The organism is Enterococcus gilvus ATCC BAA-350 (assembly GCF_000407545.1).
Classification (GTDB): domain Bacteria; phylum Bacillota; class Bacilli; order Lactobacillales; family Enterococcaceae; genus Enterococcus_A; species Enterococcus_A gilvus.
This window is the reverse complement of the sequence record NZ_ASWH01000001.1, coordinates 236,714-263,132: the sequence shown is the minus strand read 5'-3', so window position 1 is coordinate 263,132 and position 26,419 is coordinate 236,714. Positions and strand designations below refer to the sequence as shown.

The 26,419-nt window shown below is 41.2% G+C and carries 40 protein-coding genes; 3 read left to right on the top strand and 37 right to left on the bottom strand.

Translation table 11 applies throughout. The annotated features are described in order from the left end of the window. Positions 1 to 233: 233 nt before the first annotated feature. The gene (locus I592_RS01335) at positions 234 to 1,916 is read right to left on the bottom strand and encodes a DAK2 domain-containing protein (protein ID WP_010782035.1); all 1,683 of its coding nucleotides are present in this window, start codon (positions 1,914 to 1,916) and stop codon (positions 234 to 236) included. Positions 1,917 to 1,945: 29 nt separating this feature from the next. After that, positions 1,946 to 2,308, bottom strand: coding sequence for an Asp23/Gls24 family envelope stress response protein (locus I592_RS01330; protein WP_010782036.1), 363 nt, complete (start codon positions 2,306 to 2,308; stop codon positions 1,946 to 1,948). 322 nt (positions 2,309 to 2,630) lie between these two features. Here I592_RS01330 and rpmB point away from each other — a divergent pair, with 322 nt between their 5' ends. Both rpmB and I592_RS01320 read left to right on the top strand, forming a co-directional pair. Then, a complete protein-coding gene (gene rpmB / locus I592_RS01325) occupies positions 2,631 to 2,819 on the top strand; it encodes a 50S ribosomal protein L28 (protein WP_010747188.1) in 189 nt (62 codons plus the stop codon). A 258-nt stretch (positions 2,820 to 3,077) separates the two neighbouring features. Next, positions 3,078 to 5,672: a YfhO family protein gene (locus I592_RS01320; protein WP_010782037.1), complete on the top strand. Its 2,595-nt coding sequence runs from the start codon at positions 3,078 to 3,080 to the stop codon at positions 5,670 to 5,672. A 36-nt stretch (positions 5,673 to 5,708) separates the two neighbouring features. On the opposite strand, the gene rihB is transcribed toward I592_RS01320, so the two are convergent. After that, entirely contained in the window at positions 5,709 to 6,638 is a 930-nt protein-coding gene (gene rihB / locus I592_RS01315; RefSeq protein ID WP_010782038.1) for a ribosylpyrimidine nucleosidase, read from the bottom strand. 102 nt (positions 6,639 to 6,740) lie between these two features. Here rihB and yeiL point away from each other — a divergent pair, with 102 nt between their 5' ends. Further along, positions 6,741 to 7,412 (top strand): transcriptional regulator YeiL, encoded by a 672-nt coding sequence (gene yeiL / locus I592_RS01310; protein WP_010782039.1) that lies wholly within the window; start codon positions 6,741 to 6,743, stop codon positions 7,410 to 7,412. Positions 7,413 to 7,623: 211 nt separating this feature from the next. On the opposite strand, the gene truA is transcribed toward yeiL, so the two are convergent. The 34 genes from truA to I592_RS01145 all read right to left on the bottom strand — a co-directional run bounded on the left by truA (position 7,624) and on the right by I592_RS01145 (position 26,327). Beyond that, the gene (gene truA / locus I592_RS01305) at positions 7,624 to 8,370 is read right to left on the bottom strand and encodes a tRNA pseudouridine(38-40) synthase TruA (RefSeq protein ID WP_010782040.1); all 747 of its coding nucleotides are present in this window, start codon (positions 8,368 to 8,370) and stop codon (positions 7,624 to 7,626) included. Between the two features lie 212 nt (positions 8,371 to 8,582). After that, the gene (locus I592_RS01300; protein ID WP_010782041.1) at positions 8,583 to 9,380 is read right to left on the bottom strand and encodes an energy-coupling factor transporter transmembrane component T family protein; all 798 of its coding nucleotides are present in this window, start codon (positions 9,378 to 9,380) and stop codon (positions 8,583 to 8,585) included. Then, positions 9,370 to 10,239, bottom strand: coding sequence for an energy-coupling factor ABC transporter ATP-binding protein (locus tag I592_RS01295; protein ID WP_010782042.1), 870 nt, complete (start codon positions 10,237 to 10,239; stop codon positions 9,370 to 9,372). The genes I592_RS01300 and I592_RS01295 overlap by 11 nt, the downstream gene beginning before the upstream one ends. After that, positions 10,215 to 11,051: an energy-coupling factor ABC transporter ATP-binding protein gene (locus I592_RS01290; protein WP_010782043.1), complete on the bottom strand. Its 837-nt coding sequence runs from the start codon at positions 11,049 to 11,051 to the stop codon at positions 10,215 to 10,217. Before I592_RS01290 ends, I592_RS01295 begins: the two co-directional genes overlap by 25 nt. Positions 11,052 to 11,304: 253 nt before the next feature. Then, complete coding sequence (gene rplQ, locus I592_RS01285) at positions 11,305 to 11,685, bottom strand: 50S ribosomal protein L17 (RefSeq protein WP_010782044.1); 381 nt, start codon at positions 11,683 to 11,685, stop codon at positions 11,305 to 11,307. Between the two features lie 27 nt (positions 11,686 to 11,712). Further along, the gene (locus I592_RS01280; protein WP_010747196.1) at positions 11,713 to 12,651 is read right to left on the bottom strand and encodes a DNA-directed RNA polymerase subunit alpha; all 939 of its coding nucleotides are present in this window, start codon (positions 12,649 to 12,651) and stop codon (positions 11,713 to 11,715) included. A 79-nt stretch (positions 12,652 to 12,730) separates the two neighbouring features. After that, on the bottom strand, positions 12,731 to 13,120 hold the full coding sequence (gene rpsK / locus I592_RS01275; protein WP_010742774.1) for a 30S ribosomal protein S11: 390 nt from the start codon (positions 13,118 to 13,120) through the stop codon (positions 12,731 to 12,733). A 24-nt stretch (positions 13,121 to 13,144) separates the two neighbouring features. After that, complete coding sequence (rpsM, locus tag I592_RS01270) at positions 13,145 to 13,510, bottom strand: 30S ribosomal protein S13 (RefSeq protein ID WP_010747198.1); 366 nt, start codon at positions 13,508 to 13,510, stop codon at positions 13,145 to 13,147. 18 nt (positions 13,511 to 13,528) lie between these two features. Beyond that, positions 13,529 to 13,645, bottom strand: a complete 117-nt coding sequence (gene rpmJ / locus I592_RS01265) for a 50S ribosomal protein L36 (protein ID WP_010742772.1) — start codon at positions 13,643 to 13,645, stop codon at positions 13,529 to 13,531. 33 nt (positions 13,646 to 13,678) lie between these two features. Further along, a complete protein-coding gene (gene infA, locus I592_RS01260; protein ID WP_010742771.1) occupies positions 13,679 to 13,897 on the bottom strand; it encodes a translation initiation factor IF-1 in 219 nt (72 codons plus the stop codon). A gap of 175 nt (positions 13,898 to 14,072) precedes the next feature. Beyond that, the gene (locus tag I592_RS01255; RefSeq protein WP_010782045.1) at positions 14,073 to 14,720 is read right to left on the bottom strand and encodes an adenylate kinase; all 648 of its coding nucleotides are present in this window, start codon (positions 14,718 to 14,720) and stop codon (positions 14,073 to 14,075) included. A gap of 62 nt (positions 14,721 to 14,782) precedes the next feature. Further along, positions 14,783 to 16,084: a preprotein translocase subunit SecY gene (gene secY / locus I592_RS01250; RefSeq protein ID WP_010782046.1), complete on the bottom strand. Its 1,302-nt coding sequence runs from the start codon at positions 16,082 to 16,084 to the stop codon at positions 14,783 to 14,785. Further along, entirely contained in the window at positions 16,084 to 16,524 is a 441-nt protein-coding gene (gene rplO, locus I592_RS01245; RefSeq protein ID WP_010782047.1) for a 50S ribosomal protein L15, read from the bottom strand. Before rplO ends, secY begins: the two co-directional genes overlap by 1 nt. Before the next feature lie 41 nt (positions 16,525 to 16,565). Next, positions 16,566 to 16,745, bottom strand: coding sequence for a 50S ribosomal protein L30 (gene rpmD, locus I592_RS01240; RefSeq protein WP_010782048.1), 180 nt, complete (start codon positions 16,743 to 16,745; stop codon positions 16,566 to 16,568). Between the two features lie 14 nt (positions 16,746 to 16,759). Next, complete coding sequence (gene rpsE, locus I592_RS01235) at positions 16,760 to 17,260, bottom strand: 30S ribosomal protein S5 (RefSeq protein WP_010782049.1); 501 nt, start codon at positions 17,258 to 17,260, stop codon at positions 16,760 to 16,762. Between the two features lie 20 nt (positions 17,261 to 17,280). Then, positions 17,281 to 17,637 (bottom strand): 50S ribosomal protein L18, encoded by a 357-nt coding sequence (rplR, locus tag I592_RS01230; protein WP_010782050.1) that lies wholly within the window; start codon positions 17,635 to 17,637, stop codon positions 17,281 to 17,283. Between the two features lie 52 nt (positions 17,638 to 17,689). After that, positions 17,690 to 18,226 carry a 50S ribosomal protein L6 gene (rplF, locus tag I592_RS01225; protein WP_010782051.1) on the bottom strand — a complete coding sequence of 179 codons (537 nt, stop codon included), beginning with the start codon at positions 18,224 to 18,226 and terminating at the stop codon, positions 17,690 to 17,692. A gap of 31 nt (positions 18,227 to 18,257) precedes the next feature. Continuing rightward, complete coding sequence (rpsH, locus tag I592_RS01220) at positions 18,258 to 18,656, bottom strand: 30S ribosomal protein S8 (protein WP_010747206.1); 399 nt, start codon at positions 18,654 to 18,656, stop codon at positions 18,258 to 18,260. A gap of 32 nt (positions 18,657 to 18,688) precedes the next feature. Continuing rightward, positions 18,689 to 18,874 (bottom strand): type Z 30S ribosomal protein S14, encoded by a 186-nt coding sequence (locus I592_RS20865; protein ID WP_028020384.1) that lies wholly within the window; start codon positions 18,872 to 18,874, stop codon positions 18,689 to 18,691. Positions 18,875 to 18,891: 17 nt separating this feature from the next. Beyond that, positions 18,892 to 19,431 (bottom strand): 50S ribosomal protein L5, encoded by a 540-nt coding sequence (gene rplE / locus I592_RS01215; protein WP_010782052.1) that lies wholly within the window; start codon positions 19,429 to 19,431, stop codon positions 18,892 to 18,894. 26 nt (positions 19,432 to 19,457) lie between these two features. Then, complete coding sequence (gene rplX / locus I592_RS01210; RefSeq protein WP_010782053.1) at positions 19,458 to 19,769, bottom strand: 50S ribosomal protein L24; 312 nt, start codon at positions 19,767 to 19,769, stop codon at positions 19,458 to 19,460. A 35-nt stretch (positions 19,770 to 19,804) separates the two neighbouring features. Continuing rightward, on the bottom strand, positions 19,805 to 20,173 hold the full coding sequence (gene rplN, locus I592_RS01205) for a 50S ribosomal protein L14 (protein WP_010782054.1): 369 nt from the start codon (positions 20,171 to 20,173) through the stop codon (positions 19,805 to 19,807). Positions 20,174 to 20,228: 55 nt separating this feature from the next. Beyond that, on the bottom strand, positions 20,229 to 20,495 hold the full coding sequence (gene rpsQ / locus I592_RS01200; RefSeq protein ID WP_010782055.1) for a 30S ribosomal protein S17: 267 nt from the start codon (positions 20,493 to 20,495) through the stop codon (positions 20,229 to 20,231). Positions 20,496 to 20,515: 20 nt separating this feature from the next. Beyond that, entirely contained in the window at positions 20,516 to 20,707 is a 192-nt protein-coding gene (gene rpmC / locus I592_RS01195; RefSeq protein ID WP_010782056.1) for a 50S ribosomal protein L29, read from the bottom strand. Continuing rightward, positions 20,697 to 21,131: a 50S ribosomal protein L16 gene (gene rplP, locus I592_RS01190; RefSeq protein ID WP_010742757.1), complete on the bottom strand. Its 435-nt coding sequence runs from the start codon at positions 21,129 to 21,131 to the stop codon at positions 20,697 to 20,699. Before rplP ends, rpmC begins: the two co-directional genes overlap by 11 nt. Positions 21,132 to 21,133: 2 nt before the next feature. Beyond that, the gene (gene rpsC, locus I592_RS01185; RefSeq protein WP_010782057.1) at positions 21,134 to 21,790 is read right to left on the bottom strand and encodes a 30S ribosomal protein S3; all 657 of its coding nucleotides are present in this window, start codon (positions 21,788 to 21,790) and stop codon (positions 21,134 to 21,136) included. Positions 21,791 to 21,803: 13 nt separating this feature from the next. Next, on the bottom strand, positions 21,804 to 22,151 hold the full coding sequence (gene rplV, locus I592_RS01180; RefSeq protein ID WP_010742755.1) for a 50S ribosomal protein L22: 348 nt from the start codon (positions 22,149 to 22,151) through the stop codon (positions 21,804 to 21,806). 21 nt (positions 22,152 to 22,172) lie between these two features. Then, positions 22,173 to 22,451, bottom strand: a complete 279-nt coding sequence (gene rpsS / locus I592_RS01175; RefSeq protein WP_010782058.1) for a 30S ribosomal protein S19 — start codon at positions 22,449 to 22,451, stop codon at positions 22,173 to 22,175. A gap of 42 nt (positions 22,452 to 22,493) precedes the next feature. Then, positions 22,494 to 23,324 (bottom strand): 50S ribosomal protein L2, encoded by an 831-nt coding sequence (rplB, locus tag I592_RS01170; protein ID WP_010782059.1) that lies wholly within the window; start codon positions 23,322 to 23,324, stop codon positions 22,494 to 22,496. 39 nt (positions 23,325 to 23,363) lie between these two features. Then, on the bottom strand, positions 23,364 to 23,654 hold the full coding sequence (locus I592_RS01165) for a 50S ribosomal protein L23 (protein WP_010782060.1): 291 nt from the start codon (positions 23,652 to 23,654) through the stop codon (positions 23,364 to 23,366). Then, entirely contained in the window at positions 23,654 to 24,277 is a 624-nt protein-coding gene (gene rplD, locus I592_RS01160; protein ID WP_010782061.1) for a 50S ribosomal protein L4, read from the bottom strand. The genes I592_RS01165 and rplD overlap by 1 nt, the downstream gene beginning before the upstream one ends. 28 nt (positions 24,278 to 24,305) lie before the next feature. Continuing rightward, positions 24,306 to 24,935, bottom strand: coding sequence for a 50S ribosomal protein L3 (rplC, locus tag I592_RS01155; RefSeq protein ID WP_010782062.1), 630 nt, complete (start codon positions 24,933 to 24,935; stop codon positions 24,306 to 24,308). A 21-nt stretch (positions 24,936 to 24,956) separates the two neighbouring features. Beyond that, positions 24,957 to 25,265, bottom strand: coding sequence for a 30S ribosomal protein S10 (rpsJ, locus tag I592_RS01150; protein WP_010756438.1), 309 nt, complete (start codon positions 25,263 to 25,265; stop codon positions 24,957 to 24,959). Positions 25,266 to 25,565: 300 nt separating this feature from the next. Continuing rightward, the gene (locus I592_RS01145; RefSeq protein WP_010782063.1) at positions 25,566 to 26,327 is read right to left on the bottom strand and encodes a type 1 glutamine amidotransferase domain-containing protein; all 762 of its coding nucleotides are present in this window, start codon (positions 26,325 to 26,327) and stop codon (positions 25,566 to 25,568) included. Positions 26,328 to 26,419: the final 92 nt, after the last annotated feature.

Here is a 26,419-nt window from a genome sequence, read left to right as displayed (position 1 = left end):
ACTAATTGCGCTGAAGCGCAAAGTGGAACTCGCAGTAGTTTCATTAACCTGAATGAATTTTCTTGAGAAAATTCTCTTACGTTCGACCACATATCATTATGCTAAACTGCACATTTATCTATTTGCCATCAACACAAACAGTCATCTTCGATTGTTAAATACTGCAAAAAGCATAACTGACAAAAACAGGAGCGAGCCAGATATTCTTGGCTCGCTCCTCCGACTTTTTCTCATTATTCTGCTGAAAGCAAGTATGGGTAGACTGGTTGTTTTCCTTCGTGGATCTCTACTTCCAAATCAGGATAGCTTGCTTCAATTGCTTCGCTTATTTTTTCAGCTTCAGCTTGCGTACCTTCTTCACCGACGATGATCGTGATGATTTCAATATCTTCACTGATCATTTTAGTCAATGTGTCTAACGTTGCTTGGTACTTATCTTCTTCAGAAAGAACGATTTTACCATCGATCATTCCTAAGTAGTCCCCTTCGTGGATCTCTACTCCGTCGATAGAGGTATCACGGATGGCATTGGTGATTTGTCCACTGACTACAGAATCAAGCATTTCAGTCATCGCTGCTTTGTTCTCTTCTAAACTTTGATCCCCATTGAAGGCCAGCATCGCTGTCATTCCTTGAGAAACAGTTTTACTTGGTACAACTGCTACAGGAATATCCGCTACTTCTGCGGCTTGATCTGCTGCCATAAAGATATTTTTATTATTAGGTAAAACAATCACTTGGTCCGCATTGACTTCCTTGACTGCTTTCAAAATATCTTCCGTGCTTGGATTCATCGTTTGTCCGCCGCTGATGACATAGGCAGCACCTAAACTCTTGAACAATTCTTGAACACCTTCACCAGCAGCGATCGCAATCACTGCATACGGTTGATGCGCAACTGGCGCTGCTTCAAAAGCGGCTACTTCGTCATCGTGTTCTAAAATTGTTTCATGTTGTTGACGCATATTATCGACTTTGATTTTAATTAACGCACCAAATTTTTGACCATAATTCATCACTTCGCCTGGATGTTCTGTATGGACATGCACTTTAACGATTTCATCATCGTTAACGACTAATAATGAATCCCCGATACCGTCTAAATAATTACGGAAGGTATCATAATCAAAATTACTGTCCACAGTAGGACCTTCACCAAGACGAACCATGATTTCTGTACAATAACCGAATTTGATATCTTCGGTTGCTAGTTGTCCTTGGACGCTGCGGTGATGCTCTGCATTGACCATTTCATCCATTTCAGCCGGACTTGGTTCATAGGCATCATCCACTTGGAATTCCCCATTCAATGCACTCAAGAAGCCTTCATAGATAAACAAAAGACCTTGACCGCCACTATCGACAACGCCGACTTCTTTCAAAACAGGCAGCATATCAGGGGTTTTGTCTAATGCTTTTTTCCCGTATTTAACGACCGCTGTCATCACTTCGATCACATCGTCCGTTTGTTTAGCTTTGCGTTCACCCGCTTTTGCGGATTCACGAGCCACAGTTAAAATAGTTCCTTCTACAGGCTTCATTACTGCTTTATAGGCCGTTTCAACACCATGAACGAGCGCTTTCGACAGATCCTCTGCATTTAATGTATCTACCTCTAAAATCGCTTTTGAAAAGCCGCGGAATAACTGAGACAAGATGACGCCAGAATTTCCTCGCGCCCCCATCAACAATCCTTTTGCTAATACATTGGCTAATTCGCCGACTTTCTCTGAGGTAGAGTTAACAACCGCAGTCGCGCCGCTGGTCATAGATAGATTCATGTTGGTCCCAGTATCGCCATCAGGCACGGGGAATACATTTAATGAATTGACATATTCTGCATTGACTTGCAGACGTTTAGCGCCAGCCTCTACCATTTCTTGGAATTGACTCGCGCTGATCTCTGTTACCTTCACTTACTTAGTCCTCCTTAAGAACGCTGCCTTTAGTCAGGCAGAACACGTACACCTTGAACATAAACATTCACTGAGTTAGCTGTTACTCCAAGCATCGTCTCCAAATTGTATTTCACTTTTTCTTGGACATTGCGCGATACTTCTGAGATTTTCGTGCCGTAGCTGACGATCGTATAGACGTCGACTGCGATTCCGTTCTCTTCTTGACGTACAACGACGCCGCGTGAATAATTTTCTTTTCTTAAAATCTCTGTAATATTGTCTTTGATTTGTTTTTTACTAGCCATACCAACGATACCAAACACGTCAGTAACCGCACCGCCGACAACCGTCGCGATGACGTCGTTTGAAATTTCGATCATACCAGTCTGTGTATTGATTTTCACAGCCATAGTTGTTAGCCTCCTTAAATAGGCAAAAATGCCCATTTTTTCTACTATAATAGTTTATCATAGCCCCATGACAAATAAAAGAAAGTTCCATTGCGTTTCGCTGATAGGGCGATCCCTGCTTGCCACAAAATTATGCTGACTTTCTTACATCAAAACTTTTACTAAAAAATTTTATGCTAACAGACTATAATTTACCTTCAAATGCACTGAATGTCAATCTTTCTAAAAAAATTCACTTGCACATCTTGTTAAGATGTGCTATTTTATTTTAGTATGAGCCAAAGAAGCGCTCCAATATCAAGGCTAAAGGAGGAAACAACACATGGCAAAAGTTTGCTATTTTACTGGTCGTAAAACAAGAAGTGCAAATAACCGTTCTCACGCTATGAACGCTACGAAACGTACTGTAAAACCTAATTTACAAAAAGTTCGCGTTTTGGTGGACGGAAAACCTAAAAAAGTTTGGGTCTCAACTCGTGCTTTGAAATCTGGAAAAGTTGAGCGCGTTTAATATTATCCAATCAATCAAACCGTTCGATGACGAGCGGTTTTTTATTTTTTGTGAGAAGTATTAAGCACGCAGCGATTCCATTAAAAATCTACATATAAAAAAGCCGACAGTGTCGGCTTTTTTTGTTGCTTCCTTTTATAACAGCGGCAATAAAATAAGGGCAATTCTTTGTCTGAGTTTCACACCTCTTTCACAATATTTTTTTGTATCTATGGTAAAATTTGGATAGTCTGTTGAAAGAAGTTTGGTGATTTTTATATGAAAAACTATCTCAAAGAAAATCGTTGGTACTTGTTGTCCAGTTTTTTTCTACCGCTCGCCTTGATGGTGATCGTCTACTTAACGATCGGCATTTATCCTGGATCGAGTCGTAGTGTCTTAGCCAGCGATGCCTTTTCGCAATTTTCAAATTTCCACGCAAGTTTTCGCAATATGCTCTTAGGCAAACAAGGGCTTTTTTATAATTGGAACGCATCCATGGGATTGAATTATCTTTCTCTTGTTTCCTATTATCTTGGCGGCTTTTTTACACCGCTGGTTATTTTCTTTCCAAATCAACTGATGCCTGACGCGTTATATTTTTTAACACTGTTAAAAATTGGTGCCGCAGGACTGGCTTTCTGGTTCTACGCCAAGGGAAGCTTTAAGCTGCCCGACTGGTCAAGAGTAGCTCTCAGTGTTTCTTATGCGCTCATGTCCTTTACCATCGCGCATTCTGAGATCATCATGTGGTTGGATGCCTTTGTTTATCTGCCTCTGATCATTTGGGGAATCAATCGTGTGATGGACCTGCGAAAGCCGACGGTACTTTTTGTTTCCTATTTAATGTTGTTTTTAACAAGTTTTTATATGGGCTTTATGATTGGACTTTTTTCCGTTCTTTATTACGTCGCACGACTGCTCACGAATTGGAAGCTTTATAAAAAAAGTATTATCCCTTACGGCTTTACTTCCCTCTTGGCTGGCTTCGCCTCAATGATCATGATTTTACCGTCCATTCTGGATTTGCGGACGAACGGGGAGGAGTTAACACAACTAACGACCTTTAAAACAGAAGCCACTGGCTGGTGGGATTTTGTTGCTAAGAATATGATCGGGTCTTATGACACGACAAAATATGGCTCCATCCCATTTATTTATATTGGACTGTTACCATTAGCACTATGCCTGTTTTTCTTTATCTGCAAAAAAATTCCATGGAAGGATAAAATCGCCTATGGAGCGATCGCTGCAATTCTGATCGCAAGCTTCTATATCCAACCGATGAACTTATTCTGGCATGGAATGCATGCACCAAATATGTTTTTATTCCGCTACGCCTACCTACTCTCCTTCTTAGTGATTACTTTGGCTGCCTGGGGATGGGAAAAAGTAGACCGTGATAACATTTTGCAGTTAGCCGCTGCCTGCCTGCTATTGATTGCTGTTTTCGCAATCTTCTGGGGGATGAAAGGAAAAGACTACAACTACCTTAAAAATATCTCTCTTTATATCACGATCGGCTTTTTGGCCGTGTATGCGTTGGTACTCACAGGGCATTACTTCAATAAGATCCCTTTAAAAGTATTGAGCATCTTGCTCTTGCTGTTGATGTCTACGGAAGCCTTTGTCAACAGTGACTTTATGGTACGTGGTATCTTGAAGGATTGGAATTACGCTTCTCGAAGCTTGTATACCGAACCCTATCCTTCCATCAAGGCGTTAGTCGATAAAACAAAAGATGAAAACGACAGCTTCTATCGGATGGAAAATCTCGATCCAGTGTCTTCAAATGATGCCTTTAATTACGGCTATAGCGGCATCAGCATGTTTTCTTCGATTCGTAACCGGCATTCCTCTGGCTACATGGACCAGCTCGGATTCCGTTCAAGAGGAACAAGCTTGAACATTCGCTATCAGAATAATACGTTGCTCGCAGATGCCTTTACAGGGATCAAATACAACATCGCAAAAACAAAGCAATTGAATAAATATGGTTTTGACAAAACGGACACTGTTGGCGAGTACAACTTGTTTGAAAATAATTACGCATTGCCGTTAGCCTTCACAGCCCCAACCACGATCGATAAATTAAAAGCTTTGCCAAACGATAACCTTGGGACACAAACACAATTATTCAATGCTTTATCGCAAGAACAGTTTCAATACTTCCACTTCTTGCCGATCACACAAATAGATACAAAAAATGCGAACGTTACAAATGCAGGCAATATTATGACCATTGCAGAAAAACAAGGGAATGTTGCAAAAGACGTTACGTGGAAAGTGCAAGTTCCCGCGAATACTCAAGCTTATTTGAGTCTCTACCCGTATGACTTTGCTGAATTAGAAAGCTCAACCGCAACCGTGACTGCAAACGGTCAGACACGACAAGCCCAAATCGGTATCAGCGGACAGTATTATGATCTAGGCTATTATCAGGAAGCGACTACGGTCACATTCACAGCGAGTTTTTACGGAACCAAATCAATCAGTTTCCAAAATCCGCAAGTCCTTGCTTTAGACACCGTCGCTTACCAGTTAGCGGTTGACAAGATCAAAGAAAATGCCGTAGATATGAAGGTTGGCTCCCGTAGCGCTGAAGGAACAGTAGATGCAAAAGAAGCTCGAACGCTAGTTACAACGATTCCTTACGACGAAGGCTGGACAGCCAAAATCGATGGAAAGAAAGTTGATACGAAAGCCTTCCAAAATGCGTTCGTCAGCATCCATGTACCAAAAGGCAAGCATAAAGTCACCTTCAGCTATCTGCCTAAAGGCTTTATCGCTGGAGCGATTTCCTTTGTCGTTGCGATCGCTATGTTTATTCTTTACCTGCGAGCCTTAAAACCTAAAAAAAATCACCGCCATTAACGTACAAAAGGAAGAATCATTTCTGATTCTTCCTTTTTAATATTTCCGAATACACGCCTCGACTAAATCCCAAAATGTTTCTGTATCTATTTTCTTACCAACTTTTGCATTCGCTTTTTGCTCTAAAACATTGAGCTCATCGCAAACCGTCCGACCATAACAAGGTCCGCGATTGCTATCGACTTCAACATACATTTCCTGTGTTTCAAACGCTTCAGGAGAAATCAGATACCCCACGCAGGTGGCATCATGTAACGGCCCCGCTTCCAAACCAAAGCATTCAAACTGACTCTTTAAAGTAAAGCGCATGATGTCACCGAATAGTTTCCCCGCAACATTTCCCGCTGCTTCCATTCGTTCAATGATCTCCAGTGTACAAAGTGTCTGATTCGTCAGATCAAGCCCCATCATAACAATCGGTGCCCCTGAGGTAAAAACCACATGTGCCGCTTCTGGATCAGCAAAAATATTAAACTCGGCAGAAGGTGTGAAATTGCCGGTTCCATAAGCCCCACCCATCAAAACGATTTCATTGATTTTCGGAATGATCAATGGCTCCATTCGCATCGCAACAGCAATATTTGTTAATGGACCAACAGGCACAAGTGTAATATCCCCCTCACTTGCCATCAATGTATCGACGATATAGTTAACCGCATTTGTCTTTTCTGCCTGACGATGCAATGGACCAAAGACCGGACCATCTAAGCCGGACTCTCCGTGAACATTCCCCGCTACCACTTGCTCCCGTACTAGTGGCTTTGGCATCCCAGCATAGACATTTGCATCAATTCCTAATAACTGACAAACATTCAAGCCATTGACCACTGTCTTGTCCAACGTTTGATTCCCAGCTACAATGGTGATTCCTAACAAATTAATTTTCGGGTGTGCCGCCGCCATCAGTATCGTTATGGCATCATCATGCCCCGGATCACAGTCTAAAATAATTTTCCGTTTCTCCATTTGAAAGCCTCCTAAGAAAATATTGTTCCTTTATCTAGTTGCATTATAGTAAGTTCCTGCTTATGATAAGTATGAGAATTCTCATATAAGGAGGCAGAAAAAATGAAGAAGTTGCAAAATGAAAAATTGAAACAGCAGTTCATTCACTCCTCTGACTACCTTGATCAATTTTCCTTCGATATCAGTTTGGACACACACTTGTTTTTCTTCCCAGCCAATAGCTACATCGTAAAAGAAGACAATCCGCCTTCCCATTTATTTTACTTAGTAAAGGGCAAAGCGAAATTGTATGACACCTTAGCAAATGGAAAAGTCGCGCTGATCGATTTCTTTTCGCCCCCTTGCTTTATCGGTGAGATGGAACTCGTCGATGAAAATCAGACTGCCTTTAGTGTACAAGCGATCGAAGACTGTTGGTGCTTGGCTGTCGCAAGAAAAGATTGCCAGAAACGCTTACTACAGGACACACTTTTTCTTCAAAAGCTTTGCATCTACTTCGCCCATAAAAATTATCGCAATATCAAAGCTTCGACCCAAAATCAAGGCTTTCCGCTTTCGCAACGTCTAGCCTCTTTTATTTTATTGACGCAAAATGAAGGAACCTATCGCGAACAACACACACAGGTCGCCGAATATCTGGGCGTTTCCTATCGCCATCTACTCTTTGTGATCGCTCAATTTGTAGAGGAGGGATATCTGGAAAAAATAGAAAAGGGCTATCTCATTCTAGATATTGAAGCATTGACCCAACTGTCGAACGAAGTGAAAGCCTAACTGACAGCTAACTCAGAGTAAGGAATTTATTTTTCGAAGTCCGCGAAAAAATGAAGTGATTTTCGGCCGCATACGATTAGGCTAACTGCTTGTTCGCTATCTTCCTAAAAATCTATTATTGCTGCTCAAGTTCAACAAACTGCGAAAAGCCTAACTCGCAAAAAAAAGCATCCACCAACAATCAAAAGATTGTTGGTGGATGCTTTTTTGTCTAGTCATATTTTACTTCTGCCAGGTAGAGCCCCTCTGGATGGGCAGTTGGTCCTGCTGCATTTCGGTCCTTTGCTTCAAGTATTTCAGGAATACTGTCCGCTGGGATACGGCCGTTCCCAATTTTTAGCAATGTACCTACTAAGATTCGGATCATTTTATACAAAAAGCCGTTCCCGCGAAAAATGAAGGTCAATTCTGTCTTCGATTCATTCACCTCTAGATCCGCTTGATAAATCGTGCGGACTTTATCTTCAATGGCGCCGCCTGTCGCACAGAACGACGTGAAGTCATGCGTGCCTACTAAATCGGATAATGCCCGTCGAATCAATTCTAAATCCAATGGATACGGATAATACGCCGCATAGTAGCGTCGAAACGGACTGCGAGGCTTTGCGATCTGGACTTTAAAATGATACGTTTTCTCCACAACATGATAGCGTGCATGAAAATCATCCGCCACGATCGCTACAGAGGACACAGCAATATCCTCAGGAGTTTGGGTGTCCAATGCAAATCGCATCCGTTCCAACGGACGCTCTTGCGGATAATCAAAATGAATCACTTGCCCGATTGCATGAACACCCGCATCGGTCCGACCTGAACCAAAAATCGTTACCGGAGACCCATTATTCATTTTTTTCAACGTCTTCTCCACTTCCTCCTGCACGGTTCGTCCATTCGGTTGTCGTTGAAACCCGTTAAACTGTGTACCATCGTAAGCAATCACTGCTTTATATCTGACCATGTTAGTTCTCCTTTTTTCTATTGCAGGAGTCATTATAACAGCTTTTCTATTCGGATTCCAACGCAATCAGAACCATTTGAGACCTCGGAAAAGTTTCCTCGCGGTACTGAAGTATGAAGTAAACGCTCCTCTCTGCTGATGTAGCCCTCTCATTAATTTTACTTGCCGAAAACATAAAATAAAGCGCAAAAAAAGCTTGGATCACTCCAAGCTTAACTGCGTAAAAAGACTAAAACAACCGTTACCGCAGCAAAAACTACCAAGACAAGGGTATCACGAGACGCCCATTGCAGTTTTCGATACTTACTACGTCCTTCGCCGCCACGATAGCCCCGAGCTTCCATGGCAGTCGCAAGATCTTCCGCTCGGTTGAAACTGCTGACAAATAAAGGAATCAGCAATGGTACGATTGCCTTCACCTTTTGAATCAAGTTGCCATCATTGAAATCCACCCCGCGAGCGCGTTGCGCATTCATGATTTTTTCTGTTTCATCCATCAATGTTGGAACAAACCGTAAAGCGATGGATAGCATCAAAGCAATTTCATGTACCGGTAAATGAATTTTCTTCAGCGGGTTTAATAAAGATTCGATTGCATCAGACATTGATAACGGCGGTGTCGTTAATGTCAGTAAGGTCGACATAAAAATAATCAAGACGAACCGGCAAAAGATAAACAGTCCATTCTGTATCCCATAGGAAGACAAGCTGAAAACACCCCAGGACCAATACAATGTTCCGCCGCGAGTAAACAGCATTTGCAAGGCAACCGTAAAAATAATCAACCAAATCAACGGTCTCACGCCTCGTAAAAAGAAGCTTATACTTATTTTTGATAAAAATACCGCAAACATCGTGAAAATCCCCAAAAATAAATAGCTTTGCCAATTATTTGCTAAGAAAATAATCCCGATAAAATAGAAACTAGCAACCAATTTAGCACGAGGGTCCAGACGATGGATGACTGAATCTCCCGGTATATAGCGGCCAAAGATCAATTTATTCATCATGAGCAGGACCTCCTGCAGCTTTTACGATCCAGTCCGCTAATTCATTTTCAGTCAATGGCAGCTTTTCAAAAGAAGCACCCCTTGCTTGCATCTTCTCAGCAAAAGCACTCGCTTGCGGCACGCCTAATTGCTTTTCCTTCAGCCATGCAACATCTTGAAAGACCGACTGTGGATTTCCATGCTTCACCACACGACCTTTTTCCAAGACATAGACGTAATCTGCGAAATTTGCAACGTCATCCATCAAATGAGTCACTAAAACGATCGTTATATTCTTTTCATGATGCAAACGCCAAAACATCTCCATCATTTCTTTTCGTCCAAGCGGATCTAAGCCCGCTGTCGGCTCGTCTAAGACTAGCACTTCTGGCTCCATAGCCAAGACACCTGCAATAGCAACACGCCGCATCTGACCCCCTGAGAGCTCAAAAGGGGAGCGCTCAAGATATTCTTCCTCTAAGCCAACCATTCGAAGATTTTCCTTCGCCAAAGCATAAGCTTCTTCTTCACCGACTCCAAAGTTCTTTGGACCAAAAGCGATATCTTTAGCCACAGTTTCTTCAAACAGCTGCGCTTCAGGAAATTGAAAAACGATCCCAACTTTTTTGCGGACTGGCTTCAAATTCTTATTATCTGTCGTTGGAGTGATTGTTCGATCACCGATGACCACTTTTCCATCCGTTGGTTTCAATAACGCGTTCAAATGCTGCAATAATGTAGATTTCCCACTACCAGTATGGCCAACCAACGCTGTATAAGATCCTTCCTGGATATCTAGATCGATATCATAAAGTGCCCGTTGTTCAAAGGGCGTGTTGGGTTGATAAACGTAGCTTACTTTTTCAAAACGGATGCCCATAACCAGTCCATCATCCCTTCTTCATCTAAATAGCCCTTAGGAACCTGTATACCGCGTGCGTTTAATGCAGCTTTCAGCTTCTCAGGAAATGGCAGATCCAATCCCAGCGAAACCAATTCTGGTCCCGCAGAGAAAATTTCATCCGGTGTTCCTTCTTGATAAAGTTCCCCATCTCTCATGACCAAGATTCGATTCGCACTAGCCGCTTCATCAATATCATGAGTAATTGAGATCACAGTCAAATCGCTCTCTTCTTTTATCTTATGAATCGTTGAAATGACATCATCTCGTCCTTCAGGGTCTAACATGCTTGTCGCTTCATCCAAAATAATGATGTCTGGACGCAAAGCCACAACGCCAGCAATCGCCACTCGCTGTTTCTGTCCACCAGATAAACGTGCAGGCTCTCGCGTCGCAAATTCTTGCATTTTTACTTTTTCCAAAGCATCCTGAACTCTATGCTGCATTTCACTTCGTTCGATCCCTTGATTTTCCAAACCAAAGGCAACATCATCTTCAACTGTTGCACCTACAAATTGGTTGTCAGGATTCTGGAAGACCATCCCTACCATTCGGCGAATATCCCAGACCGATTCCTCAGAGAGTTGCATCCCGCCGACAGCAACGGTTCCCTTTTGCGGCAAATGAAGACCATTGATCGTTTTTGCTAACGTTGATTTTCCTGATCCGTTATGACCGACGATCGCTATCCATTCACCTTTATTAATTGAAAAGCTGACATCCTTCAAAGCAGGTGTCGCTTCTTCTTGGTAGCTAAATTCAATTTGATTGATTTCAATAATTGGCTTCATGTTTGCACCTTTCCACTTCTTTGCAAATCTGTTCTAAGCCTAGCAAAAAAGTACGGTTTTATCAATCCTTGATACTCAATAAAATGCTTTTGTATACCGACCTGTCTTGACAGTATTTTTGGGTATAAAAAAACACTTTATGATGAGTGCCGGCTTCCCAGACATTCTGGGAAGCGGCGCTGAGCTAGACTCGGAGAAAATCTCCAACATCATAACACTCTAAAAGAATCATCTATAAAGTGAAGAGTGATTATTATACAAGTTCTAAAACGACCATAGGGGCGTTGTCGCCGCGACGAGGTTCAGTTTTTAAGATACGAGTGTATCCACCTTGACGTTCAGCGTAACGAGGAGCGATGTCATTGAATAATTTTTGTAATGCAGATTCAACAACAACAGCTTCGTTTTCTTCGCGAACATCAGCGACTTCATTACGTACAAAGCTAGCAGCTTGGCGACGTGCATGAAGATCCCCGCGTTTTCCTAAAGTAATCATCTTTTCAGCAGTTGAACGAACTTCTTTCGCACGAGCTTCAGTCGTAACGATACGTTCGTTGATAATTAAGTCAGTTGTTAAGTCACGCAACATTGCCTTACGTTGGCTAGATGTGCGTCCTAATTTACGATAACTCACGTAGGTTTCCCTCCTTTGTCAACAATATTAATCGTCTTTACGTAGTCCTAAGCCAAGATCATGCAATTTAGCTTTCACTTCTTCAAGTGATTTACGTCCTAAATTACGTACTTTGATCATTTCAGGTTCGGACTTATTCGTTAATTCTTGAACCGTGTTAATACCAGCGCGTTTCAAACAATTATACGAACGTACAGACAAGTCTAGTTCTTCGATGGTCATTTCCAACATTTTTTCTTTTTGAGTTTCTTCTTTTTCAACCATGATTTCAGCATTTTTAGCTTCATCAGTAAGATTTACAAAAATATCTAAATGTTCTGTTAAGATTTTTGCTGCAAGACTTAATGCTTCTTGAGCAATAATAGATCCGTCAGTCCAAATTTCCATCGTTAATTTATCGAAGTCATCACGACGACCAACACGCGTATTTTCAACTTGATAGTTGACTTTACGTACAGGTGTGTAAATAGAATCGACTGGAAGCACACCGATTGGCATATCTTCCTTTTTATTTTCGTCTGCTTGAACATAGCCTCGACCAGGTTTTACCGTTAGGCGAGCATGGAATGTTGCGCCTTCAGCAACAGTACAAATGTACATATCTTTATTTAAGATTTCAACGTCGCTGTCAACGATAATATCGCCGGCAGTTACCGTAGCTGGTCCAGTAATATCGATCTCAAGGGTTTTTTCTTCTTCCGCAAATAATTTCAACGCTAAACCTTTGATATTCAAGATGATTTGTACAACGTCTTCTCTTACACCTTTGATGGTTGAAAATTCGTGTAACACCCCATCGATTTGAATATTGGTAATGGCCGCGCCCGGTAAAGAAGAAAGTAGAATACGACGTAGAGAATTACCTAAAGTAGTTCCATAACCTCTTTCCAAAGGTTCAACAACGAACTTGCCATAATCTCTGTCTTCATCAATTTTTGTGATTCTTGGTTTTTCGAATTCAATCATTCTTGTCTTTTACCCCTTTCAAAACGAAAAGTGTCTTGTTCAATGACATTCCTGTAAAACTCATAGAGTTGGGCACTCATTAAACACGACGGCGTTTTGGAGGGCGGCATCCATTATGAGGTACTGGAGTCACGTCACGAATTGCTGTTACTTCTAAACCAGTTGCTTGCAATGAACGAATCGCTGCTTCACGACCAGAACCAGGTCCTTTAACAGTTACTTCAACACTTTTCAATCCATGTTCCATTGCAGCTTTTGTTGCAGTTTCAGCAGCCATTTGAGCAGCGAAAGGAGTTGATTTTTTACTACCTTTGAAGCCTAATGAACCTGCAGATGACCATGCGACAGCGTTACCGCTAGCATCAGTAATCATGATGATTGTATTATTGAAAGTCGAATGAATATGAGCAATACCTGTTTCAATATTCTTCTTCACACGACGTTTACGATTGACTTTCTTTGCTACCATGAAGATTTATACCTCCTTCACTAATTATTTTTTCTTGCCTGCAATAGCGCGAGCTGGGCCTTTACGAGTACGAGCGTTGTTCTTAGTGTTTTGTCCACGTGTAGGCAAGCCACGACGATGACGGATTCCACGGTATGAACCGATTTCCATCAAACGTTTGATGTTTAAGTTAGTTTCACGACGAAGATCGCCTTCAACTTTTAATTTATCAACTTCAGCACGGATAGCGTCTGTTTGTTCATTCGTTAAGTCACGAACACGAACATCTTCAGAAACGCCTGCGTCGGCTAAAATTTGTTTCGCTGTAGTATTTCCGATACCGTAAATATAAGTAAGTGAAATTACCACGCGTTTATCACGAGGAATATCTACTCCTGCAATACGAGCCATACTTAATTACACCTCCAATTATCCTTGACGTTGTTTATGTTTTGGGTTTGCTGGGCAAATCACCATAACGCGTCCATTACGACGAATTACTTTACAATGTTCACACATTGGTTTTACTGATGGTCTTACTTTCATGATTATACCTCCTGAAGTTTTACGGAGTACAACTTACTTAAAGCGATAGGTAATGCGACCACGACTTAAATCATACGGAGAAAGTTCTACTGTAACTTTATCTCCAGGTAAGATTCGAATATAATACATCCGGATTTTACCAGATACGTGTGCAAGAACTTCGTGTCCGTTTTCCAATTCGACTTTAAACATTGCATTCGGCAAAGTTTCGACGACTGTTCCTTCGATTTCAATCATATCTTCTTTTGCCACGCAGAGTACCTCCTTGTAGTTGTTTCGCATTTTCACACGATAAAATGGCGGAAACTGCAGTTCCCACCCTAATTCTAAAGTTAACTCCTAAAAAAGCTAGAAGTCGGACTGACAAATTCTATCATAAAACATCGAACTTGGCAAGATAAACTGCATCTCAAGTCGGCAGGCAAAATTATTTTTTGATAATCTTTTCTACATCCGCAAATACGGCATCAATTTCACGATCTCCATCAACTGGATACAACAGACCTTCTTCATCATAGTAAGCTAAAATTGGTTCGCTGTTTCTAATGTTTACAGACAAACGGTTTTTAACAGTTTCTGGCTTATCGTCTTCACGTTGATAGAACTCATGACCGCCGCAACGATCGCAAGTGTCTTCTACTTTCGTAGGGTTGAAGATTTTATGATAAGTTGCACCGCAGTTGCGGCACATGAAGCGTCCTGCCAAACGTTCAACTAACACTTCTTCTGCTACTTGAATTTCAATAACAGCATCAATTTTTTTATTCAAGTCCGTCAACATTTCAGCTAATGCTTTGGCTTGATCTAAAGTACGAGGGAAGCCATCCAATAAGAATCCTTTATCCGTATCCTTTTGGGCTAAGCGTTCCTTCACGATACCGTTAGTAACTTCATCTGGAACCAAATCCCCTGCATCCATATATGATTTTGCTTTCAATCCGAGTGTTGTCTCGTTTTTGATTGCTTCTCGGAACATATCCCCCGTGCTGATGTGCGGAATATTGTACGTTGCAACAATTCTTTCTGCTTGTGTCCCTTTTCCTGCTCCTGGCAGTCCCATTAAGATCAGGTTCATTGCTTTCCCTCCTAAATATTCGAAGCGAGAACGGCGTTGAGGAAAACCCTCAACACACGAATCTACTCTTCATCCATGAATCCGACATAACGTCGTTTCAACATGAGTCCTTCTAGTTGTTTTGCAGTTTCTAATGCCACCCCAACAACGATCAAAAGACTTGTACCACCTAATCCAATTGATTGAGGCAGGTTCCAAACCATTTGCGCGATAATTGGAATCAAGGCAATCAATCCTAAGAAAATAGCACCGACTACACTTAAACGCATTAAAATTGCAGAAACATATTCTTCTGTTCCTTTACCTGGTCTTACACGAGGAATGTAACTTCCTTGTTTTTGTAAGTTCTCTGCTAATTTTTCAGGATTAACCTGGACAAATGCATAGAAGAAGGTGAAGGAAACAATTAGAACAGTATAAATCGCAGCACCTGGAACCGTGTTGTAACTAAATAGTTTAGTTAACACATCGTACCAGCCTTCCGCGCTATATTTGCTAGCTAATGCTTGCAACACCGCGTTGGGTGTAGCAATGAATGAACTGGCAAAGATAACTGGAATAACTCCGGCAGCATTTACTTTTAATGGTAGATAACTGCTTGTTGGTGCACCAACGACTTGTTTTGTATATTGAATTGGAATCTTTCTTTCCGCTTGTTGAAAGTACGTTACAAAAACGACGATCAACACAATAGCGACAAGTAAAATTACAACAAAAATGATTGATTTCCAAAGATCACTAGATTCGATATTGACGAAATAATCATCATAGATATCTTTGATACTTTGTGGCAACCGTGAAATGATCCCCGCAAAAATTATCATTGATACCCCATTACCGATTCCTTTTTCAGTAATCTGTTCTCCCAACCAAGTAACAAACATGGTACCTGCGGTAAGAATAAGCCCAATCGTAACGAACGTTTGAACATTACGGTTTGGCACAAATCCAAATTGTGCAAAATAATCAAAACCAGCTGTAATACTTACAGACTGAATGAAGGCTAGTACCAAAGTTAAATAGCGAGTGGCTTGATTTAACTTTTTACGACCAACTTCTCCTTGTTTAGACCATTCGACAAATTTAGGAATAATATCCATCTGCAAGAGTTGGATAACGATTGAAGCCGTGATATACGGGGAGACCCCCATCGAGAAGATCGAAAAGTTTTGCATTGCTGAGCCACTAACCATATTCAGCATTCTGAAAAATGGCATTTCACTCAACCCTTGCAGTCCTTGTGCATCGACTCCCGGTACGGTGATTTGCGCACCTAATCGGAAAACGAATAGCATTAAGACGGTAAACAAGATCCGTGATCGGATGTTCTGAACTTTGAATGAATCCTTTAAAAGTTTGAACATTAAATCACCTCGATTGAACCACCGGCAGCTTCAATTGTTTCTTGAGCATGTTTAGAGAATTTAGCTGCTTTAACGGTTAGTTTTTTGTCTAATGATCCGTTTCCTAAAACTTTGATTCCAGCTTTTTCATTTTTCACGATTCCAGCTTCGACTAAAGCAACAGGTGTTACTTCAGTACCATCTTCAAAACGATTTAGGACATCTAAATTGATCACAGCGTATTCTTTACGATTCACGTTAGTAAATCCACGTTTTGGCAAACGACGGAATAAAGGAGTTTGACCACCTTCAAATCCTAGACGTACACCACCGCCTGAACGAGCCTTTTGACCTTTTTGACCACGTCCGGCTGTTTTTCCGTTACCTGATGAAGTACCACGACCAACGCGGTTGCGAACTTTACGTGAACCTTCGGCAGGTTGTAATTCATGAAGTTTCATTATATTGGGCACCTCCTTAGATTTTAATCATCATTGTTTTATTAAACTTCTTCTACGTCCACTAAATGAGACACTGTGTTAACCATGCCTTTGATTGCATCATTGGCAGGTTTAACAACTGTGCTGTTCATTTTTTTAAGACCCAACGCTTTAACAGTATCACGTTGGTTTTGAGGACGTCCGATAACACTGCGTTTTAAAGTAATTTTTAATTCAGCCATTTCTTTCGTCCTCCTTAGTTAGCTAAGTTTTCAACAGAGATGCCACGTAATTGTGCCACTTCTTCTGCTTTTTTCAATTGAGTTAAACCTTCAACAGTTGCACGAACAACGTTGATTGGTGTGTTTGAACCTAAAGATTTAGAAGTTACATCGGCAACCCCAGCTAATTCCAAGACGGCACGAACTGGTCCACCAGCAGCAACCCCAGCACCTTCAACGGCAGGTTTCATTAAGATACGTCCGCCGCCGAATACACCAATAACTTCGTGAGGAAGCGTAGTTCCTACCATTGGTACTTCGACTAGGTTTTTCTTAGCGTCTTCGATTGCTTTACGAATTGCTTCAGGTACTTCTTGAGCTTTACCTGTACCAAAGCCTACGTGGCCGTTCTTGTCACCGACAACTACTAGTGCTGCGAAACGTAGACGACGTCCACCTTTAACAACTTTAGTAACACGGTTGATCGCTACAACGCGGTCTTCTAATTCCAAATGTTTTGGATCGATATAAACCATGAATGGTGTTCCTCCTTCTCCTAAAATTCTAGTCCATTTTCGCGAGCTGCTTCAGCTAAAGCTGCTACACGGCCATGGTAAAGGTATCCACCACGGTCAAAGACTACTTTCTTAATACCTTTTTCTGAAGCACGTTCTGCTACTAATTTCCCAACAGCTTGTGCTTGTTCAGTTTTGTTTCCACCTGAAATTTCTTTATCCAAGGCAGAGGCACTTGCTAGCGTCACACCCGCTACGTCATCAATAATTTGAGCGTAGATGTTTTTGTTAGAACGAAAAACGTTCAAGCGTGGGCACTCAGCAGTACCAGAAATTTTTCCGCGAACGCGCATGTGGCGTTTTTGGCGTGTTTTATTCTTGTCTGGTTTTGTAATCACAATTGTCACCTCTTTAATTAAGCTGGCCTAAGCCGCGTGTAGGTTCGACCTACTATTTACCAGTTTTACCTTCTTTACGACGTACATATTCGCCAACATAACGAATACCTTTGCCTTTATAAGGTTCTGGAGGACGAGTTCCGCGGATTTTCGCAGCTAATTCGCCTACTACTTCTTTGTTTGATCCTTTAACCACTACTTGAGTGTTCGCAGGAACTTCGATTGTAACGCCTTCTGGAGCTACGATCTCAACTGGATGTGAATAACCAACGTTCAATACAAGTTTTGAACCTTGTAATTGTGCACGGTACCCAACCCCGATTAATTCTAATGCTTTTTGGAACCCTTCTGAAACACCAACAACCATGTTATTGAAGTTTGCACGAGTTGTTCCGTGGATTGTTTTCATTTCTTTGCTGTCGTTTGGACGAGTAAATGTTACTTCGTTTCCTTCGATGCTCATTTTGATATCAGAAGAAAAAGTACGAGTTAATTCACCTTTAGGTCCTTTAACAGTCACATCGTTCCCGTTTTGAGTTACTTCAACTCCAGCAGGTAAAACGACTAATTTATTACCAATACGGCTCACTTAAAGACACCTCCTCGTGGATTGTTTGATCTTACCAAACGTAAGCTAGCACTTCGCCGCCGACGTTTTTACCTCTAGCTTCTTTGTCGGTTACTAAACCTTCAGAAGTAGAAATGATTGCGATACCTAAACCGTTTAATACTTTTGGTACTTCGTCAGCTTTGACATAAGCACGCAAGCCTGGTTTAGAGATACGTTTTAAGTTTGTGATAACACGTTCGTCATTTTTACCGTATTTAAGGAAAACACGGATCATGCCTTGTTTGTCATCTTCGATGTATTCAACATCACGTACGAAACCTTCACGTTTAAGGATTTCTGCGATGTCACGTTTGATTTTTGAAGCAGGTACTTCCACTGAATCGTGCTTTACCATGTTGGCATTACGAATACGAGTTAGAAAATCTGCAATTGGATCTGTCATGACCATTGAACTGTTTACCTCCTTTATGCGAGTTTATTTTACCAGCTAGCTTTCTTCACGCCGGGAATTTGACCTTTGTAGGCAAGTTCGCGGAAGCAAATACGGCAAAGATGAAATTTACGATAAACTGAATGTGGACGTCCGCAACGTTCGCAGCGAGTATACTCTTGCGTTGAATGTTTTGCTGGGCGTTTGTTTTTAGCAATCATTGATTTTTTAGCCAATTTTTTCGCCTCCTTGATTATTTTTGGAATGGCATTCCAAGTTGTGTTAATAATTCGCGAGATTCTTCGTCTGTTTTAGCAGTTGTAACAACAACGATATCCATACCACGGACTTTATCAACTAAATCATAATCTACTTCAGGGAAGATCAATTGTTCTTTCACACCTAAAGTAAAGTTACCACGGCCATCAAAGGATTTTTTGCTTACTCCGTGGAAGTCACGTACACGGGGAAGTGACACAGTCACTAATTTGTCTAAGAATTCGTACATTCTTTCTCCACGTAGTGTTACTTTCGCACCGATAGGCATTCCTTCACGTAAACGGAAACCAGCGATTGATTTTTTAGCTTTTGTGATAATTGGCTTTTGACCAGAAATCAAGGCTAATTCTTCAACAGCTTTGTCTAAGTTTTTTGCGTTTGATACCGCATCACCAACACCCATGTTGATGACGATTTTCTCAACTTTAGGAACTTCCATAATTGAATCATAGTTAAATTTTTCCATCAAAGATGGTGTAATTTCACTTACAAATTTTTCTTTTAGGCGGTTCATCTATAAGATCCTCCTTCCTTGTTTAATTATTTATCTAAAGCTTCGCCGGTTTTCTTAGAAACACGGACTTTCTTGCCGTCAACCATTTTATAGCCAACGCGTGTCGCTTCTCCATTTGAAGGGTCGATCACCATAACATTAGAAGCATGAATTGGTGCTTCTACCTCTACGATTCCGCCTTGAGGGGCTTCTTGAGAGGCTTTTTTATGTTTTTTCACGATATTGACGCCTTCAACAACGACTTTATCTTGTTTAGGAAGGGCTTCTAATACTACGCCTTCTTTATTTCTGTCTTTACCAGAGATAACTTTTACTTTATCGCCTTTTTTAACGAACATTACTGTTGCGCACCTCCTTTGGTTGAATCTTTCGATTATAATACTTCCGGTGCCAATGAAACGATCTTCATGAAATTGCCTTCGCGTAGTTCACGAGCGACAGGTCCGAAGATACGTGTTCCTCTTGGGCTCTTGTCATCACGAATGATAACAGCTGCATTTTCATCAAATTTGATATAAGAACCGTCAGTACGACGAGCGCCTGATTTAGTTCGAACGATAACGGCTTTAACAACCTCACCTTTTTTGACAACACCACCTGGCGTTGCTTGTTTAACCGTAGCAACAATCACATCACCGATATTTGCAGTTTTGCGACCAGATCCGCCGAGAACTTTAATAGTTAAAATTTCACGTGCGCCTGAGTTGTCCGCGATTTTTAAACGGCTTTCTGCTTGGATCACTTGTGTATCCTCCTTTCAGATTTAAAAAACATCTATATAGGAAAATCTCGTGTGATTAGATAATCACTGCTTTTTCAACGATTTCAACCAGACGGAAACGTTTGGTAGCTGATAATGGACGAGTTTCCATGATTTTCACGATATCGCCAATTTTTGCTTCATTGTTTTCATCGTGAGCTTTGTATTTTTTAGAATACTTCATACGTTTACCGTAGATTGGATGGTTCTTTTGGGTTTCAACGACAACAGTGATCGTTTTGTCCATTTTGTCAGATACCACGCGTCCTTGATAAACTTTACGTTGATTTCTTTCTTCAGTCATACTGGAATGGCCTCCTTCCACTATTTGTCAGCTTGTTCATGCAACACAGTTTTAATGCGTGCAATCGATTTACGTACTTCTTTAATACGTGCAGTGTTCTCTAATTGACCTGTTGCTAATTGGAATCTAAGATTAAACAATTCTTCTTTTAATTGTTTTTCTTGATCAATCATTTCGGCAGTGGTTAATTCTCTGATTTCTTTAACCTTCATTCGATTCACCACCCATTTCCTCACGTTTTACGATCTTAGTTTTCATAGGTAATTTGTGAGAAGCAAGACGTAATGCTTCACGAGCAACTTCTTCAGGTACGCCGGCGATTTCAAACATGATCTTGCCGCGTTTAACTGGTGAAACCCATCCTTCAGGAGCACCTTTACCTTTACCCATACGTACGCCGATGGCTTTAGATGTATATGATTTGTGAGGGAAAATTTTGATCCATACTTTCCCACCACGTTTCATGTAACGAGTCATGGCGATACGTGATGCTTCGATTTGGCGGTTAGTAATCCAATGTGATTCAACAGCTTGTAAGCCGAATTCACCAAATGCGATTTCTTTTCCACCTTTAGCTTCTCCACGCATTTTTCCGCGGAATTCACGACGGTGTTTTACACGTTTAGGTACTAACATGTCTATTTCCCTCCTTTCTTAGTGTTTTTCTTTGTAGGAAGAATTTCTCCACGATAAATCCACACTTTAACTCCTAGTTTTCCGTATGTTGTATTCGCTTCTTCCCAAGCGTAGTCGATGTCGGCACGCAATGTATGAAGAGGAACAGTTCCTTCAGAGTATCCTTCTGAACGAGCGATATCCGCACCATTCAAACGACCAGATACTTGAGTTTTGATTCCTTTAGCGCCAGAACGCATAGTGCGTTGGATCGCTTGTTTTTGTGCACGACGGAAAGCAACGCGGTTTTCTAATTGACGCGCGATTCCTTCGCCGACTAATTTAGCATCTAAATCTGGTTTTTTGATTTCAACGATGTTGATGTGAACTCGTTTACCAGTTAATTTATTCAATTCTTTTCTTAGGCTTTCGACTTCAGATCCGCCTTTACCGATAACCATACCAGGTTTGGCTGTGTGGATTGAAATATTCACACGGTTTGCAGCGCGTTCGATTTCAACAGTTGACACAGCGGCATCAGCAAGTTTCGTTGCGATGAACTTACGGATTCTCAAATCTTCGTGTAGAAATTCAGCATACTCTTTTTCGGCATACCATTTAGCATCCCACTCACGGATGATGCCTACACGCATTCCAATAGGATTTACTTTTTGACCCACTGATTATCCCTCCTTATTTTTCTGATACCACAACGGTGATGTGACTTGTACGTTTGTTGATTGGTGAAGCTGAACCTTTTGCACGTGGACGGAAACGTTTCATTGTTGGTCCTTCGTTAACAAATGCTTCAGAAACTACCAAGTTCTCAACATCTAAGTCAAAGTTGTTCTCTGCGTTAGCAACTGCGGACATCATCACTTTTTCGATGATTCCAGCAGATTTGTTTGGTGTGAATTTCAAGATTGAAATTGCTTCTGCTACGCTTTTTCCTCTAATAAGATCGATAACTAAACGTGCTTTACGAGGAGAAGTGCGAACTGTTTTTGCAGTTGCCTTAGCTGATGTAATTTGTTCTGCCATGTTAATATCCTCCCCTCAAAATTAACGTCTTGTTTTCTTATCGTCGGCGGCATGCCCACGATAAGTTCTTGATGGTGCAAATTCACCTAATTTATGTCCTACCATGTCTTCTTGGATGTAAACTGGCACATGTTTGCGTCCGTCATAAACAGCAATAGTAAATCCTACAAAATTAGGAAAAATTGTTGAGCGACGAGACCAAGTTTTGATAACTTTCTTCTTTTCAACACCTTGTTGCGCTTCGACCTTCTTCATCAAATGATCATCAGCGAAAGGTCCTTTTTTCAAACTACGACCCATGGTGTACCTCCTCTCAAAATATGCGACACATAGTCAATGATATTATTTAGTCTTACGACGTACGATAAGCTTGTCTGATGCAGCTTTCTTATTACGCGTTTTGTAACCCAATGCAGGTTGTCCCCATGGAGATACTGGCGCTTTACGTCCGACTGGAGCTTTACCTTCACCACCACCGTGTGGGTGATCGTTAGGGTTCATTACGCTACCACGTACAGTTGGGCGTTTGCGCATCCAACGAGAACGTCCAGCTTTACCAATGTTGATCAATTCGTGTTGTTCGTTACCAACAGAACCAATAGTTGCACGGCAAGTAGCTAAGATCATACGAACTTCGCCAGAATTCAAACGTACTAATACGTATTTTCCTTCTTTACCAAGTACTTGAGCACTTGTACCGGCTGAACGGATCAATTGTCCGCCTTTACCAGGTTTCATTTCGATGTTGTGAACAACAGTACCAACTGGAATGTTTTCCAATGGAAGAGTGTTCCCAATTTTGATATCTGCATCTGGTCCAGAAACAAGTTTCATGCCAACTTCTAAGCCTTTAGGTGCTAAGATGTAAGCTTTTACTCCGTCTGTATAGTGAACTAATGCAATGTTTGCTGAGCGGTTTGGATCGTATTCGATCGTTTGTACTGTAGCAACCACGTTATCTTTGTTACGTTTGAAATCGATAACACGGTATTGACGTTTATGTCCGCCACCTTGATGGCGTACAGTGATGCGACCGTTGTTGTTACGACCGGCGTTGTTTTTCAATGGTTGTAAAAGTGTCTTTTCAGGCACTGAAGTAGTGATTTCAGCGAAATCAGAACTTGTCATATTACGACGACCATTTGAGGTAGGTTTGTACTTTTTAATCGCCACGTCTAGTTTCCCTCCTATTTACTAGTGATTTTCTAACGCTTATTCAGCAGCGTCGAAAAGTTGAATTTCTTTTGAATCTTCAGTTAATGTCACAACAGCTTTGCGACGTTTTTTTGTGAAGCCTTGGTATTTACCCATACGTTTTGCTTTTGGTTTAGCATTCATAATGTTTACATTTTTTACTTTAACGTCGAAAGCAGCTTCAACCGCTTGTTTCACTAAAGTTTTATTCGCACGAGTGTCAACTTCGAAGGTATATTTCTTTTCGTCCATGTCTAACATAGATTTCTCAGTGATCACCGGGCGTTTAATTACGTCTAGTAAGTTCATTATGCAAGCACCTCCTCAATTTGAGTAAGAGCAGTTTGCGTTGCTAAGATTTTGTCATTAGCGACTACATCTAATACAGTAACGTTGTCTGAAGTAGTAACAGTTACATTTGATAAGTTACGAGCAGCTAAGCCTGCAACTTCGTTTTCTGTTTCTAAAACAACCAATACTTTAGAATCAATAGACAAGCTAGTTAAAACTTGCTTGAATTCTTTTGTTTTAGGTGCGTCAAAGCTTAAAGCATCAACAGCAACTAAGTTATTTTCAGCAACTTTTTCTGATAAAACAGATTTGATTGCTAAGCGACGAACTTTTTTAGGAAGTTTGTAGCTGTATGAACGTGGTGTAGGTCCGAAGACAACGCCACCTCCACGCCATTGTGGTGAACGGATAGAACCTTGACGAGCACGTCCAGTTCCTTTTTGACGCCATGGTTTGCGACCACCGCCACGAACTGCGCTACGATTTTTCACAGCGTGTGTTCCTTGTCTCAATGAAGCGCGTTGCATAACGATTGCATCGTAAACAACACTTTCATTTGGTTCAATTCCGAAGATTTCTTCATTTAAAGTGATGTCACCGTTTTGAGTTCCATCTTGTTTGAATAATGCTACAGTTGGCATTCCTTAGTTCCTCCTTTCCTCTAACTAATTATTTAGCTTTCACAGCTGATTTGATAGTGATTAATGATTTTTTAGCGCCAGGAACATTTCCCTTAACTAAGATAACGTTGCGGTCAGCGTCTACACGAACAACTTCAAGGTTTTGAATTGTTACGCGATCGCCGCCCATGCGACCAGCAAGTTTTTTATTTTTAAATACGCGGTTCGGTGCAACAGGACCCATAGATCCAGGACGACGGTGGTAACGAGAACCGTGGGCCATTGGGCCGCGGCTTTGTCCGTGACGTTTGATAACGCCTTGGAATCCTTTACCTTTAGTCGTTCCGGTAACATCAATGATGTCTCCAGCTTGGAAAGTATCAACTTTCACTTCTTTACCTACTTCATAGTCTCCTAGCTCAACATCTTTGAATTCTCGAATGAAGCGCTTAGGAGCCGTGTTTGCTTTTGCAACATGACCTTTCGCAGGTTTGTTAGACAAAACTTCACGCATATCTTGGTAACCTAATTGAACAGCTTCGTAGCCATCGTTTTCCATTGTTTTCACTTGTAAAACAACGTTTGGAGTAGCTTCGATAACAGTTACTGGAATAAGTTCACCAGATTCTGTGAAGATTTGAGTCATTCCCACTTTTTTCCCTAAGATTCCTTTGGTCATGATTACACCTCCATCTTCTTATTATAGTTTGATTTCAATATTCACACCTGATGGTAAGTCAAGCTTCATTAAAGCATCAACTGTCTTCGGTGTTGGGTTCACAATGTCAATTAGACGTTTGTGAGTACGCATTTCGAATTGTTCGCGTGAATCTTTGTATTTATGAGTCGCACGGATAACAGTGTAAAGACTGCGTTCAGTTGGTAATGGAATTGGACCAGACACGCTAGCTCCAGTTCTTTTTGCAGTTTCAACGATTTTATCCGCTGATTGATCTAAAATACCATGTTCATACGCTTTTAAACGGATACGAATTTTTTGTTTTGCCATCTTGTTCCCTCCTTCGCCTATTTTAAAAGTAGACATAGCTCCACGAAAATCTCCGTCACGCTCGTTCGTGGCAAAGCGTCCGGGCGTGTCGCAACCTCTCGTTTCAAAGCCGGCGGATTCATACTTGAACCCCCCAGTGTTATTCACACTCCTGTAAACAGCACCTTTATGATTATATTACATGGGGTCAATGATTGCAAGGATTTTCTAAGTGAATTTCGATTCTCTGTCAAATTTTCAGAAAACGCTCAATTATCGGTTGTATAGAATAAATGTGTTTCTTCTATAATAGTAGAAAACTCAATAATTTTGTTTCAAACGTTGATAAAACTTCTTTGCAAAAGTATGGGCGTCACCTGGCCATCGTGCGGACACATAATTGCGGTCTTCAACCACAAAGGCTGGTCCCTCATTCTCCAAGGAATCACGATTCATTGACAAACTTCCCGATTGAAATTGACGTACGTTTTTCAGGACTGATTTTACTTCACCCTCTACAGTGATCGAATAGGTTCGATAGTAATCCTTCAACCATAATGCTGTTAAATAATACGCACCCATTTCCTGAACTTTAAGCAACGACGTTGTTTCATAATCATAAAGGACGGATTTATTTGTTTTCGAATTGATCGATCTAGCAGCTAAAACAGTCCCATGACAGATAGCACCAACTGTTTTTTCGGTTAAAAAGAATTCAGAGACTTTCTCTTGCAACACTTGAGATTCCAAGTATGTCTTCATACCCTTATCATGCCCTCCTGGCAGCAGAACTCCTTCAAAGTCGCTTGGATCAATATCAGCGTAACGAAGCGGCCGCTTGAAGGATTCGCTTGCAATCATCCTACGATAATTAGTCAAAGCATTCGAATCTGCCATGAGGAATTTTTTTAATGGTCCAAATCCTCTTCCAGTAAGCAATCGTTCATCGGCAGACGCCATTTGACCATCTGGCGTCGCAAAAACGATTTCTACTCCCTGCTTGTCTAGATAGTCCCATGGAACAGCAGCTTCTGTCGGATCGAAGCCATAGTGGGGTACAGGAATAACAATCACATTCATCATCCTTCCGATTTTCCTTCTGCCATCGTACTGAAATTTCTTTCAGATATAAACTGATAACCATCGGAATTTCCAACTCTCTTAACACTATCAGA

What these genes read in the sequence shown, in the direction of transcription:
- I592_RS01290 (WP_010782043.1), bottom strand. Translation starts at nt 11,051, where the DNA reads ATGAAGCCAATTATTGAAATCAATCAAATTGAATTTAGCTACCAAGAA.
- rpsH (WP_010747206.1), bottom strand. Translation starts at nt 18,656, where the DNA reads ATGGTCATGACAGATCCAATTGCAGATTTTCTAACTCGTATTCGTAAT.
- I592_RS01165 (WP_010782060.1), bottom strand. Translation starts at nt 23,654, where the DNA reads ATGAACTTACTAGACGTAATTAAACGCCCGGTGATCACTGAGAAATCT.
- rplE (WP_010782052.1), bottom strand. Translation starts at nt 19,431, where the DNA reads ATGAACCGCCTAAAAGAAAAATTTGTAAGTGAAATTACACCATCTTTG.
- rplO (WP_010782047.1), bottom strand. Translation starts at nt 16,524, where the DNA reads ATGAAACTTCATGAATTACAACCTGCCGAAGGTTCACGTAAAGTTCGC.
- truA (WP_010782040.1), bottom strand. Translation starts at nt 8,370, where the DNA reads ATGGTCAGATATAAAGCAGTGATTGCTTACGATGGTACACAGTTTAAC.
- rplX (WP_010782053.1), bottom strand. Translation starts at nt 19,769, where the DNA reads ATGTTCGTTAAAAAAGGCGATAAAGTAAAAGTTATCTCTGGTAAAGAC.
- rihB (WP_010782038.1), bottom strand. Translation starts at nt 6,638, where the DNA reads ATGGAGAAACGGAAAATTATTTTAGACTGTGATCCGGGGCATGATGAT.
- rpmB (WP_010747188.1), top strand. Translation starts at nt 2,631, where the DNA reads ATGGCAAAAGTTTGCTATTTTACTGGTCGTAAAACAAGAAGTGCAAAT.
- rpmD (WP_010782048.1), bottom strand. Translation starts at nt 16,745, where the DNA reads ATGGCTGAATTAAAAATTACTTTAAAACGCAGTGTTATCGGACGTCCT.
- I592_RS01255 (WP_010782045.1), bottom strand. Translation starts at nt 14,720, where the DNA reads ATGAACCTGATCTTAATGGGACTGCCAGGAGCAGGAAAAGGGACACAA.
- I592_RS01320 (WP_010782037.1), top strand. Translation starts at nt 3,078, where the DNA reads ATGAAAAACTATCTCAAAGAAAATCGTTGGTACTTGTTGTCCAGTTTT.
- I592_RS01300 (WP_010782041.1), bottom strand. Translation starts at nt 9,380, where the DNA reads ATGATGAATAAATTGATCTTTGGCCGCTATATACCGGGAGATTCAGTC.
- rpmC (WP_010782056.1), bottom strand. Translation starts at nt 20,707, where the DNA reads ATGAAGGTTAAAGAAATCAGAGAATTAACCACTGCCGAAATGATTGAT.
- I592_RS01330 (WP_010782036.1), bottom strand. Translation starts at nt 2,308, where the DNA reads ATGGCTGTGAAAATCAATACACAGACTGGTATGATCGAAATTTCAAAC.
- I592_RS01145 (WP_010782063.1), bottom strand. Translation starts at nt 26,327, where the DNA reads ATGATGAATGTGATTGTTATTCCTGTACCCCACTATGGCTTCGATCCG.
- I592_RS01295 (WP_010782042.1), bottom strand. Translation starts at nt 10,239, where the DNA reads ATGGGCATCCGTTTTGAAAAAGTAAGCTACGTTTATCAACCCAACACG.
- rpsQ (WP_010782055.1), bottom strand. Translation starts at nt 20,495, where the DNA reads ATGACTGAAGAAAGAAATCAACGTAAAGTTTATCAAGGACGCGTGGTA.
- rplD (WP_010782061.1), bottom strand. Translation starts at nt 24,277, where the DNA reads ATGCCAACTGTAGCATTATTCAAACAAGATGGAACTCAAAACGGTGAC.
- rplC (WP_010782062.1), bottom strand. Translation starts at nt 24,935, where the DNA reads ATGACCAAAGGAATCTTAGGGAAAAAAGTGGGAATGACTCAAATCTTC.
- secY (WP_010782046.1), bottom strand. Translation starts at nt 16,084, where the DNA reads ATGTTCAAACTTTTAAAGGATTCATTCAAAGTTCAGAACATCCGATCA.
- rpsK (WP_010742774.1), bottom strand. Translation starts at nt 13,120, where the DNA reads ATGGTAGCAAAGAAAGTCAATCGTAAACGTCGTGTGAAGAAGAATATT.
- rpsJ (WP_010756438.1), bottom strand. Translation starts at nt 25,265, where the DNA reads ATGGCAAAACAAAAAATTCGTATCCGTTTAAAAGCGTATGAACATGGT.
- rpsS (WP_010782058.1), bottom strand. Translation starts at nt 22,451, where the DNA reads ATGGGTCGTAGTTTGAAAAAAGGACCTTTCGCTGATGATCATTTGATG.
- rplV (WP_010742755.1), bottom strand. Translation starts at nt 22,151, where the DNA reads ATGGCAGAACAAATTACATCAGCTAAGGCAACTGCAAAAACAGTTCGC.
- yeiL (WP_010782039.1), top strand. Translation starts at nt 6,741, where the DNA reads ATGAAGAAGTTGCAAAATGAAAAATTGAAACAGCAGTTCATTCACTCC.
- rpsE (WP_010782049.1), bottom strand. Translation starts at nt 17,260, where the DNA reads ATGGTTTATATCGATCCAAAACATTTGGAATTAGAAGACCGCGTTGTA.
- rpmJ (WP_010742772.1), bottom strand. Translation starts at nt 13,645, where the DNA reads ATGAAAGTAAGACCATCAGTAAAACCAATGTGTGAACATTGTAAAGTA.
- rpsM (WP_010747198.1), bottom strand. Translation starts at nt 13,510, where the DNA reads ATGGCTCGTATTGCAGGAGTAGATATTCCTCGTGATAAACGCGTGGTA.
- I592_RS01280 (WP_010747196.1), bottom strand. Translation starts at nt 12,651, where the DNA reads ATGATTGAATTCGAAAAACCAAGAATCACAAAAATTGATGAAGACAGA.
- rplP (WP_010742757.1), bottom strand. Translation starts at nt 21,131, where the DNA reads ATGTTAGTACCTAAACGTGTAAAACACCGTCGTGAATTCCGCGGAAAA.